The sequence below is a fragment of the Kushneria sp. EE4 genome (assembly GCF_977968315.1).
The window spans coordinates 288926-305809 of record NZ_OZ386212.1 but is presented as its reverse complement, the minus strand read 5'-3'; the positions used below and the strand labels follow the sequence as shown (position 1 = coordinate 305809).

Annotated in this window: 15 protein-coding genes and 1 tRNA gene; 7 read left to right on the top strand and 9 right to left on the bottom strand. The window is 61.4% G+C overall.

Annotated features, from left to right (window positions below; translation table 11 throughout):
* Positions 1 to 171: 171 nt before the first annotated feature.
* A complete protein-coding gene (locus ACXMYO_RS01445; RefSeq protein ID WP_457807579.1) occupies positions 172 to 924 on the top strand; it encodes a hypothetical protein in 753 nt (250 codons plus the stop codon).
* Positions 925 to 954: 30 nt separating this feature from the next.
* On the opposite strand, the gene uxuA is transcribed toward ACXMYO_RS01445, so the two are convergent.
* The 6 genes from uxuA to manD form a co-directional block, all read right to left on the bottom strand.
* Positions 955 to 2136 carry a mannonate dehydratase gene (uxuA, locus tag ACXMYO_RS01440; protein ID WP_457807578.1) on the bottom strand — a complete coding sequence of 394 codons (1182 nt, stop codon included), beginning with the start codon at positions 2134 to 2136 and terminating at the stop codon, positions 955 to 957.
* 53 nt (positions 2137 to 2189) lie between these two features.
* Entirely contained in the window at positions 2190 to 3689 is a 1500-nt protein-coding gene (locus ACXMYO_RS01435; RefSeq protein WP_457807577.1) for a mannitol dehydrogenase family protein, read from the bottom strand.
* Between the two features lie 45 nt (positions 3690 to 3734).
* On the bottom strand, positions 3735 to 5021 hold the full coding sequence (locus tag ACXMYO_RS01430) for a TRAP transporter large permease (protein WP_457807576.1): 1287 nt from the start codon (positions 5019 to 5021) through the stop codon (positions 3735 to 3737).
* Between the two features lie 4 nt (positions 5022 to 5025).
* Positions 5026 to 5619: a TRAP transporter small permease subunit gene (locus ACXMYO_RS01425; RefSeq protein WP_438766292.1), complete on the bottom strand. Its 594-nt coding sequence runs from the start codon at positions 5617 to 5619 to the stop codon at positions 5026 to 5028.
* A gap of 94 nt (positions 5620 to 5713) precedes the next feature.
* Positions 5714 to 6712: a TRAP transporter substrate-binding protein gene (locus ACXMYO_RS01420; protein WP_457807575.1), complete on the bottom strand. Its 999-nt coding sequence runs from the start codon at positions 6710 to 6712 to the stop codon at positions 5714 to 5716.
* Between the two features lie 111 nt (positions 6713 to 6823).
* The gene (gene manD, locus ACXMYO_RS01415; RefSeq protein WP_457807574.1) at positions 6824 to 8035 is read right to left on the bottom strand and encodes a D-mannonate dehydratase ManD; all 1212 of its coding nucleotides are present in this window, start codon (positions 8033 to 8035) and stop codon (positions 6824 to 6826) included.
* Between the two features lie 232 nt (positions 8036 to 8267).
* Here manD and ACXMYO_RS01410 point away from each other — a divergent pair, with 232 nt between their 5' ends.
* The 3 genes from ACXMYO_RS01410 (at position 8268) to dps (ending at position 11480) form a co-directional block, all read left to right on the top strand.
* Positions 8268 to 9035, top strand: coding sequence for an FCD domain-containing protein (locus ACXMYO_RS01410; protein WP_438766289.1), 768 nt, complete (start codon positions 8268 to 8270; stop codon positions 9033 to 9035).
* Positions 9036 to 9216: 181 nt separating this feature from the next.
* On the top strand, positions 9217 to 10785 hold the full coding sequence (locus ACXMYO_RS01405) for a sodium:solute symporter family transporter (RefSeq protein WP_457807573.1): 1569 nt from the start codon (positions 9217 to 9219) through the stop codon (positions 10783 to 10785).
* Positions 10786 to 10940: 155 nt separating this feature from the next.
* Positions 10941 to 11480 carry a DNA starvation/stationary phase protection protein Dps gene (gene dps, locus ACXMYO_RS01400; protein ID WP_438766286.1) on the top strand — a complete coding sequence of 180 codons (540 nt, stop codon included), beginning with the start codon at positions 10941 to 10943 and terminating at the stop codon, positions 11478 to 11480.
* Between the two features lie 96 nt (positions 11481 to 11576).
* Here dps and kdgK read toward each other — a convergent pair whose 3' ends face one another.
* The gene (gene kdgK / locus ACXMYO_RS01395; RefSeq protein ID WP_457807572.1) at positions 11577 to 12503 is read right to left on the bottom strand and encodes a 2-dehydro-3-deoxygluconokinase; all 927 of its coding nucleotides are present in this window, start codon (positions 12501 to 12503) and stop codon (positions 11577 to 11579) included.
* 125 nt (positions 12504 to 12628) lie between these two features.
* Here kdgK and ACXMYO_RS01390 point away from each other — a divergent pair, with 125 nt between their 5' ends.
* From ACXMYO_RS01390 to ACXMYO_RS01380, 3 genes are all read left to right on the top strand, one after another.
* Positions 12629 to 13294: an HAD family hydrolase gene (locus ACXMYO_RS01390; protein WP_457807571.1), complete on the top strand. Its 666-nt coding sequence runs from the start codon at positions 12629 to 12631 to the stop codon at positions 13292 to 13294.
* A 74-nt stretch (positions 13295 to 13368) separates the two neighbouring features.
* Positions 13369 to 14097, top strand: coding sequence for a DUF2076 domain-containing protein (locus ACXMYO_RS01385; RefSeq protein WP_457807570.1), 729 nt, complete (start codon positions 13369 to 13371; stop codon positions 14095 to 14097).
* 71 nt (positions 14098 to 14168) lie between these two features.
* A tRNA-Ser gene (locus tag ACXMYO_RS01380) sits at positions 14169 to 14258 on the top strand.
* Between the two features lie 168 nt (positions 14259 to 14426).
* Here ACXMYO_RS01380 and ACXMYO_RS01375 read toward each other — a convergent pair.
* A complete protein-coding gene (locus ACXMYO_RS01375) occupies positions 14427 to 14933 on the bottom strand; it encodes a copper resistance protein NlpE (RefSeq protein WP_457807569.1) in 507 nt (168 codons plus the stop codon).
* A gap of 100 nt (positions 14934 to 15033) precedes the next feature.
* Complete coding sequence (locus ACXMYO_RS01370; RefSeq protein ID WP_438766279.1) at positions 15034 to 16326, bottom strand: diguanylate cyclase; 1293 nt, start codon at positions 16324 to 16326, stop codon at positions 15034 to 15036.
* Positions 16327 to 16884 lie beyond the last annotated feature (558 nt).

The following is a 16884-nucleotide window of genomic DNA, read 5'->3' as shown; positions in this document are numbered from 1 at the left end:
GCCGACTGCACTGTGTCTGAACGAATCACCATGGCGAAGCCATCCTCGGGCGTGGCTGGGTCGAAGCAAAGAGGCCCCGACCGGTCGCAACGCGCGAAACGGCCTAATAAGCAGGATGCCAAATGCGATAGCGTCTGCCCCGTTTAATTAAAACCTGCTTATGGAAATTTTATGCGACCCCGGATAGAGGTGCTGTGGACAGGCGGCTGGGATTCGACCTATCGGGTTCTCTCGTCGGCCATGGTCGATCATAAAACGGTCGTTCCGCATTACATTGTTGATCTGGGACGGGCTTCCAGTCTGCGCGAACTGCAGGCCATTTCCGAAGTGCGCGCGGCACTGGCCGATATCGATTCCGACGCGGCCGCCCGAATCGAGCCGCTTCGGATCACACCGGTCAGCGAAATTGCGAAAGTGCCCGAGCTGAGTGCGGCCTACCACCGGCTGACACAGCAGGCGCATCTGGGCAGCCAGTACGACTGGCTTGCTCGCTATGCCAAAAGTGAAGGGATCAGGCACCTGGAGCTGAGCGTGCATGTCGATGACAAGGCCTATCACTTTCTCAAAGGCAGGGTGGTGGCCACCGCGGATGGCAGCTGGACGTTTGACGATCGAGTCGACACCGACGAGGCCATTTTCCGCTTTTTCGACTTTCCTTTGCTGGAGGTCTCCAAGACACGGATGAAGGTTGAGGCCGAGCGTCATGGCTTTATCGACGCACTGGAGAAATCCTGGTTCTGCTACAGCCCCATCGACAGCGCCCCCTGCGGACTCTGTAATCCCTGTCGCTACACCATCGAGGAGGGCATGGAGTATCGCCTGCCGGCGAAGGCGCTGCGCCGGCACCGCACCCGCCATTTACGCCGGGCCGCCAGAGCGCCGCGCGCCCTGTGGCGACGTACGGCACGCATGCTCTCCTCCTGACCCCGAACGCCCCGGCCGTCGTGCGTCCGGTTAAATGAGTGCCTGCACGGCGCACTCCACGCCACGAAGCTCGGCCAGCCCCTTTAGACGGCCGATCAGCGGATAGCCCGGGTTGGTCTGGCGTGTTTTGTCGTCGCAGAGCTTGTGACCGTGATCGGGTCGCATCGGCAGGCGGGCATCGCCACTCTCTTTGCGGCGTCGCTCCTCTTTAACCAGCTCGCCGATCACGCCGACCATATCGACATCGCCGTCCAGATGGCCCGCCTCGATAAAGCTTGCAGGGTCATCGACATCGCGCCGCGTGGCGCGCAGATGCACGAAATGAATGTGCGGGGCGAACTCATGCGCCATCGCTACCAGGTTGTTGTCCTCGCGCACGCCATAGGAGCCGGTGCAAAACGTCAGGCCGTTGGCCGGGCTTTTGACCTGATCGAGCACCCAGCGCGCGTCCTCGGCGGTCGAGACAATGCGCGGCAGGCCCAGCAGCGGGCGCGGCGGGTCATCCGGATGCACCGCCAGACGCAGCCCGAGGCGCTCGGCCACCGGCACCACGGCCTGCAGGAAATGACGATAGTTGGCGCGTAGCTGACCCTCGTCGATGGCCTCATACGCCCCCAGGTGCTCAAGAAACTGCGCCAGGGTGTAGTGCTGATCGGCGCCCGGCAGCCCGGCGATCAGGGTGGTGACCAGCCGCTCGCGCGCGATGTCATCCATACCCTCGAAACGCTGTCGCGCCGCCTCGATTTCAGCCTCGCTGTACAGTGCCCGGGCGCCGGGGCGCTCGAGAATGAACAGTTCAAAGGCGGCAAAACTTGTCTGGTCAAAACGCAGGGCCAGCCCGCCCTCTTCCAGCGGCCATTCAAGCTCGGTGCGCGTCCAGTCCAGAATCGGCATGAAGTTGTAGCACACCGTATCGATGCCGCAGGCGGCCAGGTTTTCCAGCGTTGCGCAGAATACCTCGATGGCGCGGTCGCGAGCCTCAACATCCAGCGCCTGCTTGATCGCCTCCGGCACCGGCACGCTTTCCACCACCGACCATGACAGCCCCGCCGCCTCGATCAGGCGCTGGCGCGCGGCAATCTCTTCGACCGACCAGGGGATATCCGGGGCGTGACCGTGCAGTGCAGTGACGATGCCGGTGGCCCCGGCCTGACGGATCTCGGCCAGTGTCACCGGGTCGTTGGGGCCAAACCAGCGCCAGGTATGTTCCATGCCTCTCTCCTGCCTTCAAGTCCCGGGCGCTGCCCGGAGAATCTGACGTCGACTCAGATGCTGGCCAGATGCTGCTCAAGCGCGGCGCGCATGCCCAGGCGCTCGATGGCCTCCAGTGTTTGCTGCACCTGATCATTAAAACGCGGCGTGCTGACCAGCGTCGGGGCAAAGATCGCCTCGATGGCCATGGCGGCCGCCGCCCGATCCGCGCTGCGCTCATGGCCATGGCACTGCGCCAGTTGATCCGCCATCGGGTCGCTGACCGGGTAGGCATGGCCCTGCTCGTCCTCGCCGCGGGTATAGCGAATCCACGCCGCCACGCCGAATACGGTGGCAGCCAGGGCCTGCTCGTCCTGACTGTCGGCCAGGCGTTGCTCACCGCCACGCAGCCAGCGCTGGGGAAGCTTCTGCGAGCCGTCCATGGCGATCTGGTGCAGGCGGTGACGCAGGCTGTCGTTGCCAAAGCGCGCCATCAGCGCGTCGGCATAGCCTTCCAGCGACACGCTTGCCGGCATCGATAGCGTTGGTGCGGCTTCCTCAAGCATGTAGCGACGCAGCAGCTTTTGCAGCAGCGGGTCAGCAACCGCCTGCGCGACCGTTTCCAGCCCCATCAGGGGGCCGGTATAGGCCAAAAGCGAGTGCGCGCCGTTGAGCATGCGAAGCTTCATGGTCTCGAACGGCGCCACATCCTCGACCATTTCGACACCGGCCGGCCCCCAGTCGGGCCGGCCCTGGGGAAAGTGATCCTCGATCACCCACTGCAAAAAGGCCTCGCTGACTACGGCCGCGGGGTCGTCACAGCCCAGTGCCTGAAGGCGCTCGAAGGCCTCGTCGTCCATCGCCGGCACGATGCGATCCACCATGCTGGAAGGAAAGGCCACCTGCGTGTCGATCCACTCGGCAAGTTCGGTATCCCGCCTTTCGGCCAGGGCCACCACGGCCCGACGGGTGCGCTCGCCGTTGTCCGGCATGTTGTCACAGCAAAGCACCGTAAACGGCGGGATGCCGGCCTGTCGGCGACGCGCCAGTGCTTCGACCAGAATGCCCGGCGCCGTACGCGGGGCCTCGGGATGGGCGATGTCGGCGGCAATGGCCGGCTCCTCGCTCAGCAGTGTCCCCTCACTGGGGCTCAGGTAATAGCCCTTTTCGGTCACCGTGAGCGTGACGATCCGGGTATCACTATTGCTCAGGCGGGACAGCAGCGCGGGGAGATCCTCGCCCTGCTGCCCCTGTTGATCGATGCCGGTAAACAGCGTCTCGCTGATGGCACGAATCTCACGCAGAGCGACATGGGCGCGGTCGGTATACTCGGCCAGATGGTAGCGAAACCCCTGGTCACGCAGGGTCTCCACCAGCGCGCGATTGCCGCGGATGTTGACGCTGCAGATGCCCCAGTCACGCTCGCCGCGGTCGATGCACTGCTCCACCACCTGCGCCTGATGGGCCCGGTGGAAGGCGCCGAGTCCCAGATGTACGATCCCGATGCGCTCGGGCGCATGCCCGGAGGGAATGCGCACCACTTCGGGAGCGTCGTGGCTGTCGGATGAACTCATCAATCTCTCCTTGTCTGTGGCGCCGATACGGCGTCAAACGCCACGTTATCCGGCCGGTCCCATGACCAGATTGGGCAGCCACAGCGAAATGGCCGGGATGTACATCACCAGCCCCAGGACCGCCAGGTTGCACAGCAGAAACGGAATGATGGCGCGGGCCACTTCACTCATGCGGATCTCGCCGATCCCTGCTACCACGAACAGGCAGATGCCCACCGGCGGCGTGGTCAGACCGATCATCAGATTCAGTACCGCCATGATGCCAAAGTGCACCGGATCAACGCCGACGCCGGTCGCCACGCCCAGCAGCGCCGGGAACAAAATGATCAGCGCCGCAATGGTCTCCATGAAGGTGCCGACAAACAGCAAAATCAGATTGAGGATCAAAATCACCATCAACGGGTTTTCGCTGATGCCCAGGATGCCATCGGCAATCATCTGCGGGATGCGCTCGCTGGTCAGAATCCAGCCAAACAGATTGGCCAGCCCCACCAGCATCATCAGCGCGGCGGAGGTCAGGGCAGCATCCACGAACAGCTTTGGCAGGTTGCGCCAGTTCAGCCCCTTGTAGACGAACATGCCCACCACCATCGCGTAAATACAGGCCACGATCGAGGCCTCGGTGGGCGTAAACAAGCCGCCGATGATCCCGTAGAGAATGATGAAGGTCATCAAAAGCGCCCAGAACGCGCTCTTGCCTTCGATCAGAATCTCCTTGAGCGTGGCACGCTTCTCTTTCGGGTAGCCCCGTTTGACCGCCAGCACATACACCGTGAGCATCATGCCCAGTGCCAGCAATATGCCCGGCACCACGCCTGCCATGAACATGCGACCGACCGAGATACCCGACAGCGACCCCACAATAATCATTGGCACGCTGGGCGGAATGATCGGGCCGATTGTCGAGGAAGCCGCCGTCACGGCTGCGGCAAAGGGCTTGTCATAGCCGGCTTTCGACATGCCGGGGATCATGACCGAGCCGACGCTTGCGGCGTCGGCCACGGCGGTGCCGGAAATGCCGCCAAAGATCATCGAACCGCCCACGTTGGCCAGCCCCAAACCGCCGCGAATGTGACCGACCACGGCGTTGGAAAAGCGCACGATGTGTTCGGTGATGTTACCCACGTTCATCAGGTTACCGGCCAGAATGAAGCCTGGAATACACAGCAGAACAAACGAGTCCATGCCGGCAAACATGCGCTGGGGCACGATGGTCAGCGGGATACCGGCAAAGAACAGATAGGCCGCCGAGGAGATGCCAAGCGCGAAGGCGATCGGAATGCCGGCAAACAGCAGCACGAAAAATACGGCAAACAGCATCAATACTTCCATGGTGCTACCTCTGCCCGGTGCCGGGCGTTGTCTTGTGGTCACGAGACAGGCCCAAAAGCCCGGCCACGGCTTCAATGGCACCGATCACGCCATACAAAATGACCATGGCAAACAGCACCACGGTGGCGCCAAAGACCCACTGCATCGATACCTTGAGCGCCGGCGAGGTCTGAAAGGCGCCGATGCTGGCGTACTGCCAGGCATAGGGCAGGATCAGCCAGGCAAAGCCGACCAGCACGACGCTCATCAACAGCTGATAGAGACAGGCGCCCCTGACACCGAATCGGTGATGAAAGAGCTCCAGACTGATGTGCTTGCCGCGGCGCATGACAAGGCCTGCACTCACGGCAATCATCATGATAAAGAGATAGCGCGACAGCTCCTCGGTCCAGACCGGTGCCGCCGGCAGTATCAAACGCCCCAGAATCTGCACGATCACGACGCCGGCGATAGCCACCAGTATCAGCCCGGCGACCGTTGCGAGTATTCGATCCAGAACGTTGACCAGGGCGCCGAACACCCCGCCCAGACGCGGCACCCGACCCAGAACATCGAGCGCTTCCAGCGCCTCGCTGGCCCGTTTTTCAGTGTCACTCACGTTGTCTCTCCTGCTGTCACGCCCTCCGGGCAATATGCACGGAAGGCGTGAGAGTCAGCGGTTTGCCCATGGCTCGACGACGAGCCGGCAGCGATCAGAGCTGTTCGATACGCTCGAGAAGCGCGGTCTGCTCGGGATCAAGTGCCTTTTTGATGGCCGGCATGGCCTTGTCGGCAAAGGCCTGGGTGTCGACCTCGACAAAGGTCATGCCCTTGTCCTTGAGCGCCTGTTCAAGACGGGTCTGGTCTTCGGCAAAAAGCTCACGCTCATAGCTTTGCATGTCGCCGGCGGCCTCGCGCACGACCTGCTGCAGATCGTCGGGCATGCCCTCAAGCTGGCGCTTGCCGATCACGACATAGATCCAGCTTCTGACGTGATCGGTCATGTTCACGTAATCCTGCACTTCGGACAGGCTCGCGCTTTCGATCAGCGACAGCGGGTTTTCCTGACCGTCGATGGTGCCCTGCTGCAGCGAGGTGAACACTTCGCTGAAGGCCATGGGCGTAGGCCGTGCCCCCAGCGCCTGCCAGGTGTCCACAAACAGCGGCACGTTGGGCACGCGCAGACGCAGACCCTTCAGGTCATCCGGTGTCTTGATCTCACGATTGGCGGTCAGCTCACGGGCGCCGCGCTCAAACCAGGTCAGCGGGACCAGGCCGGTACGCTCGGTAATCTGGGCTTCGATCTCGCTGCCGATCTCGCCATCAACCGCCCTTTCCAGCTGGTCGCTGTCACGAAAGGCGTAGGGGACGGCCATCATGGCGGCCTTGGGCGCCCAGTTCTGCAGGCTCTCACCGGTAATGGTGATATCCGCCGTGCCCAGCTGGATGGAGTTGATCATGTCCATCTCGTTGCCCAGCTGCTCGTTGGGATAGACCTGCACTTCGATACGACCGTCGGAGTTCTTTTCGACCTCCTCCTTGAAGTGCATGGCGGCCTTGTTCCAGATGTTTTGCTCGTTGGCCAGGTGACCGAATTTCAGCGTGTAGTCGGCGGCCTGTACCGGCGTGGCCATTGCCAGAACCCCGGCGGCCAGCACGCCGGCACTGATAAGCTGCGACAGACGCAGACGAGACAATTGACGCATCGACATACCTTGCTCCTGCAGGGCCCGGGCCCTGATCAAAATCCAGCGGTGGGATCATCGGCTGCTCGGCAGCCCGTATCTATCACCCTGCTCGTTTCCAGGCAGGACGCCATCGGCCTACCAGTGCCAGAGCGTGCCATCCTCGAGCCGATTGACCGGCAGGCTGGCGCGCTTGTAGGGGTACTTCGCCGCCAGTGCCTCGTCGATATCCACGCCGTGGCCGGGGGCTTCGCCCGGCGTAAAGTGGCCATCCTCGAAGCGGTAGGCGTGCGGGAAAACTTCCTCGATCTCCTCGCTGTGCGGCATATGCTCCTGAATGCCGAAGTTGGGCACCCAGGTATCGAAATGCAGCGCCGCGCCCATGCAGACCGGCGACAGATCGGTCGGACCGTGAAAGCCGGTGCGCACGTGATAGAGCTCGGCCAGCGCTGCGATGCGGCGGACATGCGTGATACCGCCGGCATGGGTCAGGGTGGCGCGGATGTAGTCGATCGACTGCGACTCGATCAGCTCGCGGCAGTCGTGGATGGAGTTGAACACTTCCCCCACCGCCAGCGGCGTGGTGGTGTGCTGGCGAATCAGGCGGAAAGCACTTTGATTCTCGGCCGGCACGCAGTCCTCGAGCCAGAACAGATGATAGGGCTCGACCTCCTTGCCCAGTCGCGCCGCCTCGATGGGCGTCAGGCGGTGGTGCACGTCATGCAGGATGTGCAGGTCGTCACCGAAGCGCTCGCGAACGGCCTGAAAGAGCTTTGGCACGTGGTTGAGATACTTCGAGGTGCTCCAGACGTTCTCGCTGGGCAGGCTCGAATCGGCCGGCTCATAGCGCTCGCCGGCCTTTTTGGCCACGCCATAGGTGGAGGCGATGCCGGGAATGCCGCACTGAACGCGCACGGCGCGATAGCCCTGCTCGACGTGGCGGGCAACCTCTTCAAGACAGCCCTCGATGTCATGGCCGGTGGCGTGGCCATAGACCATGACCCGGTCGCGGCTCTTGCCGCCCAGCAGCTTGTAGAGCGGCAGACCGGCAACCTTGCCCATGATGTCCCACAGCGCCATGTCCACGGCACTGATCGCCGACATGGTGACCGGCCCCCGGCGCCAGTAGGCACCGCGATAGAAAAACTGCCAGATATCCTCGATGTTCGATGGATCGCGCCCGATCAGCGCCGGGGCCACGTGCTCCTCGAGATAGGCCACGACCGCCAGTTCCCGACCGTTGAGCGTGGCATCGCCGATGCCGTAGACCCCTTCATCGGTTTCGATTTTCAGCGTGACCAGATTTCGACCCGGACAGGTGACGATGACGCGTGCATCCACAATCTTCATAAGGGTTCTCTGCCTGTGTACATCAATGACGCCAGGCTACCTGTATTGTGATTGGTATACCAAATAGACATTGGTATACATCGGCGTCGCAAACCTTCACAACCGGCTTTAAAGTGTTGTCAGATAGGCTTTATCAGCACATCTTGCTGGAATTGGCATGCCGAAAAGAAGCGTCCGGTAACCGGAGCTGTCGTGGCCGATCACCGATCGGCGCCATCATGGGGAGGTCGGGATGCGCCGACAGTATCAGATCATTGGCGAGCAGATCGGCGAGCAGATCGATCGCGACGGCTATCGCCCCGGCGACAGGCTGCCCACGGAGCGTGAGTACGCCGAACGCTTTGATGTCAGCCGTACGGTGGTACGCGAAGCCTTCATCATGCTGGAGCTGGCCGGGCGCGTAGAGGTACGCAAGGGGTCGGGCACCTATGTCTGTCACGCCGACGAAGCCCCCCTGCCCTCGCCGGCGCCTGCAGGGCCTGTCGAGGACATCGGTCCCTTCGAGCTTTTGAAGGCGCGTCAGGTGGTGGAAAGTGCCGTGGCCGCGGCAGCGGCCGAGCTGGTCACGCCAAGCGATATGCGCGCCCTGTCTGCCCTGCTGGCCCAGGAGCGACAGGCGCTGAAAACTTCCATTGGCGGGAAGGAGCTGACCAACGCGCCCGATCAGGCCGACCGGGCCTTTCATCTCTTGATTGCCAGAGCCAGCCAGAACACCCTGCTTGAGGACGCCGTCAATCGACTCTGGGAGCAGCGCGATCGCAGCCGCATGTGGCGGCGCCTGCACGGGCGCATCATGGACTTTTCCTATCGCCGCAGCTGGCTTGATGACCATGACCGTATTCTTGCCTGCCTTAAAAAACGGGACAGCGCCGGCGCTCATGACGCGATGTGGGCCCACATCGACCATGTCATGCATACGCTGTTCACCCACTCCGATACCGATGACCCGGGATTTGACGGCTACCTCTTTACCCGCGGCATCGAGCCTCCGACCTCCTGATCTCTCCCGCCCGCTGACGGCAGATACCTTAGCTGCCGGGTCGCCAGCCCCATGCATCTGACCTAATGTAGACAGATGCAGCGCGCGAATCTGCATTCAATCCCGACAGACCGCGCGGCGAATAACAATTCCAACAGCTCTGGTCAGCAGCCCCTTTGTGCTGACCGACACGGGAGGTGGCATGGCCTGGCTGGACTATGCGGTGATCACGGCGTACCTGGGCGGTTTTTTGCTGCTGGGGCAGCTGTTCAGAAAGCAGCACACCGGCAAGGACTACTTTCTGGGCAGCCGCAGTTTTGGCTGGTTCCCGCTGTCACTGTCGGCGGCGGCCACCCAGCTTTCAGCGGTGAGCTTTATCTCGGCGCCTGCCTTTGTCGGCATGAAAGACGGCGGCGGCCTGATCTGGCTGACCTATGAGTTTGCGGTGCCGCTGGCGATGATGGCGCTGATCGTGCTCTTTTTCCCGACGCTTTATGCCGCCGGCGTGGTCAGCATCTACGGCTATCTGGAAAAACGCTTCGGGCGTAGTACCCGCATCCTGCTAAGCCTTGTCTTTCAGTTCTCGCGCGCCTTCGCCACCAGCGTCATGGTCTACGCCATCGCACTGATTCTCACCCATGCCATCGGCCTGCCGCTGTGGGCCACCATTGTCGTCATCGGCGTGGTCACGCTGGTGTATTCGTGCCAGGGCGGCATGAAGGCCGTGGTCTACGGCGATGTGATCCAGATGGCGTTGCTGGTGATCGGTCTGGTGGTCTGTCTGGTGTTTGCCCTGTCGCTGATCGGCGGCTGGGATGTCTTTATCGCCAATGTCGACCCGGCACGCCTTGAAACCGTGCGCTTTGATGATTTCGGCATTGGCAGTGGCAACAACGGCTTCGGCTTCTGGCCCATGGTGGTTGGCGGGCTGTTTCTCTACGCCGCCTATTACGGCGCCGACCAGAGCCAGGCCCAGCGGCTGCTGTCCGCCCGTGACGCGCGCACCGTGCGCCATACCCTGCTGGCCAACGGACTGCTGCGCTTTCCGGTCACGCTGTGCTACTGCCTTTTGGGGCTGGTGCTGGGCACCCTTGCCGTGACGCACCCGGAATTTCGCGCGCTGGTGCCCGTGGATGAACCGGATCTGATGGTGCCGCTGTTCATGCGCGACTATCTGCCCGCCGGGCTGACCGGCATTTTGATCGTGGCGATCTTTTCAGCGGCCATGTCCTCGGTCAGCTCGGCGATCAATTCGCTGTCGGCGGCCAGCGTCGAGGATCTTTTCGTGCGCGGCCGTGACATCGATGACAAGCGCTACATGCGCCTCTCCCGTCTTGCCTCCATCTTCTGGGGCGTGGTCTGCATCACGCTGGCCTTTTTTGCCGGCAACATCGCCTCGACCATCATTGAGGCGATCAACAAGGTCGGCTCGCTCTTTTTCGGCCCGATGCTGGCCACCTTTCTGGCCGCCATCCTGATCCGGCGCATCAACGGTATCGGGGCCAACTGCGGACTGATCACAGGCGTCGGTCTCAACGCCTTTTTGTGGCTTTATGTGCCGCAGCTTTTCTGGTTCTGGTGGAACGTCACCGGGGCCGTAGCCATGCTCGTCGTCGCTCTGATCGTCAGCGCCGTGACACAGCGCCGCACACACAGCGAGGTCATGCCCCGACCCGTACTGGATCTTCATGTGCCCACAATCGCGATACTGGGCGCGTTTTTTATAATCATCGTGGGATTTAGTGTCTGGCTGCCGAGCCTTTTTGGATAATTCAATCGCCTCGATAGCTGAACTCAGCCTTGATATCGGGGCAGGACATACCAAAATTGCTTATGAGCAGATTGCGATGGCGTGCCATGACAACACGCCACCCAGCCCGGCAGCAGCGGGCCGTTTTCACTGGTCTCGACAAAAGGATGTGACTCATGAGCAGTGCCAGCACGCGCAACATCAAGGATGCCAACCAGAAGAGCGCAACGACGCTTTATCCGACGCGCAACGATATCCCCGAAGGCGAGCGCGAAAAGGTCGTGGCGGTGATGAACGCTCGACTGGCCGAGCTGATCGACCTGGCGCTGGTGATCAAGCAGGCCCACTGGAACCTCAAGGGCCCGCAGTTCATCGCCGTCCACGAGATGCTTGACGGTTTCAGAAGCGGCATCGATGCCCACGTCGATGAAGTCGCCGAGCGTCTGGTCCAGCTGGGCGGCACGGCACTGGGCACGGTGCAACAGGTTTCGAAGAACACCAGCCTGGAAAGCTATCCGGCCAACATTCACCGCATCGAGGACCATCTCAAGGCGCTGGCCGATCACTACGCCGGGGTGGGTGCCACGGTGCGCAAGTCCATCAATGAGGCCGACGAGCTCGGCGATGCCGACTCTTCCGACCTGTTGACCGGCGTGTCGCGCACGCTCGACAGCAACCTGTGGTTCATCGAGGCTCACATGCAGGAAGGTGCCTGAGCCCCGGGCGCACACTTTCGGCCATGCCGTCGGCATTGAAATGACAACGGGAGCGCCCATCAGGGCGCTCCCGTTTTTTGATGCCAAACCCGTTACTCAGGGCATCTCGGGCATGTACTCGACATCGATGATGGCGCCGCGATGGCCGATGACAGTGCCCGCCAGCCGATGGCCCCAGCGCGCGGCCTGCTCGACATCGCCGCCGGTCAGGCGACAGGCCAGATAGCCGGCGCTGAAGGAGTCCCCCGCCGCCGTGGTATCTACCACCTTCTCGACCCGCTCGCCGGCCACTTCATGACGCACGCCCTCATACTCGATCAGACAGCTTTCGGCGCCGCGCTTGATCACGATCTCGCCCACACCCTGGTCGCGATAAAACGCAAACAGCGCTTCGGGTGTTTCAAAGCCAAACAGCGCCTGGTCATCCTCGAAGGTGACAATGCCCAGATCGACGTGTGCCAGCAGCGCCTGATGCGCGTGACGGGCGCTCTCGGCGTCCTGCCAGAGCCGGGGGCGGTAGTTGTTGTCAAACACCACCTTCACGCCCCGGGCCCGCAGCCCGGGCAGTCCCGCCATCAATCGCTCGCGGCCCTGATCGGTCAGAATGGCCAGACTGATGCCGCTGAGATAGAGCGTATTGCTGTGCGCCAGGCTTTCAAGCAGCCGCTCGCCCTCCTCGCCATCGAACATGAAACGGGCCGCGGCCTCACTGCGCCAGTAGTGAAAGCGCCGTTCGCCGGTCTCGTCGGTCTCGATGAAATAAAGCCCCGGCAGGCGCGACTCAAGGGTTCTGACGCTGTCGGTGCCGACGTTTTCCCGGGTAAAGCGCTCACGCATGGCCTGACTGAAACCGTCACTGCCCAGCGCCGTGACGTATTCCACTTTCAGCGATGTTCCCGCAAGACGAGCCAGATAGGCCGCCGTATTGAAGCTGTCGCCACCGAAGGTCTGGTGAATGGACTGGCCCGGCCGACCATGCATTTCGATCATGCATTCACCCATAAGCGCGATGGTTGATGACAAGATGGTTCTCCCTTTCCGGCATTGTATTTTGCGACGATGCACCCGAAGCTAGTCTGACTCAAGCCACTACAATATTCCCAAAATTTCATGACTGTTCCCGAGAGAACAGTTTCAGGAGCCCCCCCATGGCACGCATCAAATGCCTGATCTTCGACTGCGACGGCACGCTGGTCGACAGTGAACCCCTGCTGGCCGACGTTCTGGCGCAGAGTCTGCCGGAGGCCGGTCTGCCCTTCACGGCAAGCGATTACATGAATGAATTTCGCGGCGTAGTGTATGCCCATATCGTGGCGGAACTCGAAAAGCGCCATGGTGCCGTGGATGAGACGGTCAAAAAAGAGACCGAAACGCGTATGCGCGCGCGTTTGATGGCCGGTCTCAAGGACAATCTGCAGATCATTGCCGGTATCGAGGCGGCCATGGAAACCCTGGCACCGGACTATCTGTGCTGTGTGGCCTCCAACGGACCGCTCAGCAAGATTCGCCAGTCCATGGAAGTCTCCGGACTGGGGCGCTTTTTCGGCGAGCATCTTTTTTCAGCCTATGAGGTGGGTCACTTCAAGCCGGACCCCGGGCTCTTTTTGCACGCCGCTCGCGCCATGGGCGTGGCGCCCGAGGCGTGTCTGGTCATCGATGACGCCCCCGTGGGCGTCACGGCAGCGCTGGACGCCGGCATGCAGGTGGCGCATATCAATCACTTTCCCGCAGAAGAGACCACGCCTGCACGGGCGCATGAACTGCTTTACATGAAGGATCTGCCCGAACTGGTGCAAAGGCTCAACCAGGCCTGAGCCGGGCACAAGAGCGGCCGGTTGTGGTCAAAGCAGTGACCGACACCATGCATTGCCGGACAAGGAGACCTCCCATGGCACGCAGCGAACAGGAAATGATCGACGGTCTGTTTTCCCGTCTCAAGGAAGCCGAGGCGCAGACCGGCGAGCGTGACGAACAGGCGCAAAAGCGCATTGACGACCACGTTAATGAGCAGCCCGGCGCGCCCTACTACATGGCGCAGACCATCCTGGTACAGGAGGCGGCCATCAAGCGTCTCAACGCCCGCATCGAGGCGCTGGAGAAGCAGAAAAGCGAGAAGCGCAGCAGCGGTGGCTTTCTGGCCGGTATCTTCGGTGCCGGTCAGGAGGATGAAAAACCCGCCGAGCAAGGCCGCCCCTCGAGCGCGTCAGGCCGCACGGCCGCTGCTGGCCCGGGACAGAACTGGCAGACCAGCGGCCCGGCATCAAACGCCCCCGGCAATGCCATGCGAGGTGGTGCTACGCGCGGCGGCGGCTTTTTGGGCGGGGCCCTGCAAACGGCGGCCGGCGTGGCCGGCGGGGTCATGCTCGGCAACATGCTGATGGGCATGTTCGGCAACCACCATGGCGATGCGATGGCCGATGCCATCGACGACCCGGTCGGCACCGACGACCAGAGCGATGCCGCAGACAGTGGCGACACCGGCACCGATCAGGGCGGGTTTGAACCGACTGGCTACGACGCCCAGGACAGTGCGCCTCAGGATGACGGCGGCTTTCAGGATGACAGCTCGTTTTTCGGCGGTGATGCAGGAGGATTTGACGACTTTGATGAACTCTGATGCCCGGCAGGGCCTTTCATGACGACAGGCATGGACAAACCGTAACGACATCCGTACCATATGCCGCCTTCGGAGAGGTGGTCGAGTGGCCGAAGGCGCCGGTCTCGAAAACCGGAGTGGGTTTGCGCCCACCGAGGGTTCGAATCCCTCCCTCTCCGCCATATCTGAAAAAACCGGTCCCAGTGGCCGGTTTTTTTATGTCTGCATGAAACGCTGATCTTTTTCGGGTCGGTGTCGGCCTCTCCTGCCCCCCAGATTCGGACATGAAAAAACCGGCGACAAGCGCCGGTCCTGGCAGATATTTTCGCGGCTTGTAACGCCGACGAGCGCTACTCCTGATACGGCATGGATTGCGCCGCCGTGCCCGAGGCGGGCTGGACCGGCTCGGCCACACGACGCAGCTCGATGTTGTGCGTGGTGTTGATGGGCTGACCGTTACAGTTCAACTGACGCAAACGGTCGTCACCGATGACCTGAAAGCTCATGCATCGCTCGTCGCTTTCCGGGTCGAGTCGATAGATCACGGCTTGCGGGTCGACCTGATTGCCACGCGTCACGACCCAGTCGCCTGCGCGCGTTCGGACATCGCGCTCGTCACTGCCACCCAGATAGCGCTGCTTGAGCGTGTAGGTCGCACCAAAACCTGTCATGCCGGAGGACACCAGCGTCAGCTCGGTTTCGATGCCCTCGCAGTCAGCGCAGGGCAGCACGCCCTGCCAGCTTTCGGCCACGGACATGACCTGCGGTGCCGATGACACCTGCGGCTGCTGGCTGCAGCCTCCCAGTACCAGACCGGCGGCTGCCAGCATGATGCCTCTGGAAAAAGCTTTTTTCATGACGCGCTCCCGTTTGCCGTTGACTGTCGTGCCCGGTCCAGCTCTGACCACACGTGACTATAGGCAACCGTAGTCGAGTCGCAAGCGCCTGTCGTGGCCGTCAGGAGATGATTCGATCGCGCCCGCGCCCCTTGGCCTGATAAAGCTTTTGATCCACGCCTTCTACCAGGTCATTGCTGCTCATGCCTCGGGCGTTAATGATGCCGGCCGAAAAGGTGACCTGCAGCCCGCGCGGCCCAAGGTATTCAAGCGACAGGGTCTGACGAAGGCGTTCGAGCGCCTGAAGCGCACCGCATTGATCGATGCCCGGCAGGATCAGCATGAACTCTTCCCCGCCCCAGCGCACCAAGATATCGCTGGCACGCAGCTGGCGCGACAGTACCTCGGCGAACTGCTGGAGTACCTGATCACCGACGGTGTGTCCGTAGTCATCGTTGACACGCTTGAAGTGATCAATATCCAGCAGGGCCACGCTGATATCGAGCCCCTGACGCTCGGCCTGCTCAAGAGCCGCTTCGAGACTGCTGATGCCGAAACGACGGTTGCGAATGCCGGTCAGCTCGTCGTGCGTGGCAAGATATTCAAGCCGCACGTTTTTCTCTTCCAGTGCCATCTCGAGCTTTTTACGCTCGCTGATGTCGACCAGAAAAATGACATCACGCGGCCGGCCATCCTCGCCCTCGATGCGCACGCTTTCGACAATGACCGTATGACGCTCGCCGTGACGCGCGACCAGTTCGCACTCCCCGAACTGCTGGCTGTGGCCATGATGGCTGCCCTGTGCGCCATGCTGCTGGCGCAGAAGGTACTGATGGCTGCTGTAGGGCACCACCATCGAAAAGGGGCGACCGATCAGCTCGTGCTCCTCATAGCCATGAAAGCGGCAGTAAGCCGGATTGACCATTTCGAAGCGGCCATCTTCGGTCAGCACACAGATGCCCATGGGCGTGGCGTTGATGATGCTCGAAATGCACTCCTGACTGCGCCTGAGCTCTTCGTGCTGAACGATCTGCTGGGTACAGTCCTGCACTACCATCATGATTCGCTGCGTCGGGCCGTCATCGGCCAGCCGACAACCGGTGAGGCCAAGCGCCATACGCCGGCCACCGTCGTTGAAACGAAGCCAGCGCACGCGCGGAATCTGCCTCTGACCGGCCGTCTCATTATCGAGATACCAGTCATGAGCAGGATGGTGTCCCTGTTCATCGGGGTACCACTGCCAGGGTTCATTTTCGTCAAAGGGCGCAAAATGGTTCAGCAGGGCTCTGGCAGACTCGTTGATGCCTTCAAGCGTAACGCGCTCGCCACACCGGTAGACCAGTGCCGCGATGTTCAGCTTGTCGAGTGCCTCGATGGACGGGCAGTCGTCGGCGGGCGGCGGACAATGACTCATCTTGTGATGGTTACCTTTAATTACGTAAGCATTACTCATGGTCACATTATGGACACCGCTTCCACCTGCTTCCTGTCTGATTAATGCATTAATCATTTCTGACCAGAAAATACAGGGCAAAGAGTGCAAATGGCACAGGTCACATGAGCGAGCAACGTACCGGGGCATGGGATAATTAGGCTAAAAATTCGGAAGGGAATGATAAAAAATGGAACTTCATTGATCAGTCGAAAGGGTGATCCTGACGTATGCCGTTCGACACCTGCCGACCTGCGCCAAAAACATGAAAACCACGGCCGACCGGCTCATGATCGAAGACGTCACGCTGGGGGTTTCGCTTTACATTCCCTGACACTGCCATGGCGCTCCAGCCCTTCTGCCCTGAGAGATTTGCGGGCGTGAAACCCCTTGATGATCTGCCTTTTGCCATTACATGTCGGCCATCAGCCATCGGCCTTTTCAACCGGTCATTGAAAGGCATTGTGATCTCACGCCGGTGGCGTCATATCCACTGTCATCAGATAATCATCGATATCATTTTGCTGTCGAGTTACCCAT

What these genes read in the sequence shown, in the direction of transcription:
- ACXMYO_RS01445 (WP_457807579.1), top strand. Translation starts at nt 172, where the DNA reads ATGCGACCCCGGATAGAGGTGCTGTGGACAGGCGGCTGGGATTCGACC.
- uxuA (WP_457807578.1), bottom strand. Translation starts at nt 2,136, where the DNA reads ATGGAACATACCTGGCGCTGGTTTGGCCCCAACGACCCGGTGACACTG.
- ACXMYO_RS01435 (WP_457807577.1), bottom strand. Translation starts at nt 3,689, where the DNA reads ATGAGTTCATCCGACAGCCACGACGCTCCCGAAGTGGTGCGCATTCCC.
- ACXMYO_RS01430 (WP_457807576.1), bottom strand. Translation starts at nt 5,021, where the DNA reads ATGGAAGTATTGATGCTGTTTGCCGTATTTTTCGTGCTGCTGTTTGCC.
- ACXMYO_RS01420 (WP_457807575.1), bottom strand. Translation starts at nt 6,712, where the DNA reads ATGTCGATGCGTCAATTGTCTCGTCTGCGTCTGTCGCAGCTTATCAGT.
- manD (WP_457807574.1), bottom strand. Translation starts at nt 8,035, where the DNA reads ATGAAGATTGTGGATGCACGCGTCATCGTCACCTGTCCGGGTCGAAAT.
- ACXMYO_RS01410 (WP_438766289.1), top strand. Translation starts at nt 8,268, where the DNA reads ATGCGCCGACAGTATCAGATCATTGGCGAGCAGATCGGCGAGCAGATC.
- ACXMYO_RS01405 (WP_457807573.1), top strand. Translation starts at nt 9,217, where the DNA reads ATGGCCTGGCTGGACTATGCGGTGATCACGGCGTACCTGGGCGGTTTT.
- dps (WP_438766286.1), top strand. Translation starts at nt 10,941, where the DNA reads ATGAGCAGTGCCAGCACGCGCAACATCAAGGATGCCAACCAGAAGAGC.
- ACXMYO_RS01390 (WP_457807571.1), top strand. Translation starts at nt 12,629, where the DNA reads ATGGCACGCATCAAATGCCTGATCTTCGACTGCGACGGCACGCTGGTC.
- ACXMYO_RS01385 (WP_457807570.1), top strand. Translation starts at nt 13,369, where the DNA reads ATGGCACGCAGCGAACAGGAAATGATCGACGGTCTGTTTTCCCGTCTC.
- ACXMYO_RS01375 (WP_457807569.1), bottom strand. Translation starts at nt 14,933, where the DNA reads ATGAAAAAAGCTTTTTCCAGAGGCATCATGCTGGCAGCCGCCGGTCTG.
- ACXMYO_RS01370 (WP_438766279.1), bottom strand. Translation starts at nt 16,326, where the DNA reads ATGAGTCATTGTCCGCCGCCCGCCGACGACTGCCCGTCCATCGAGGCA.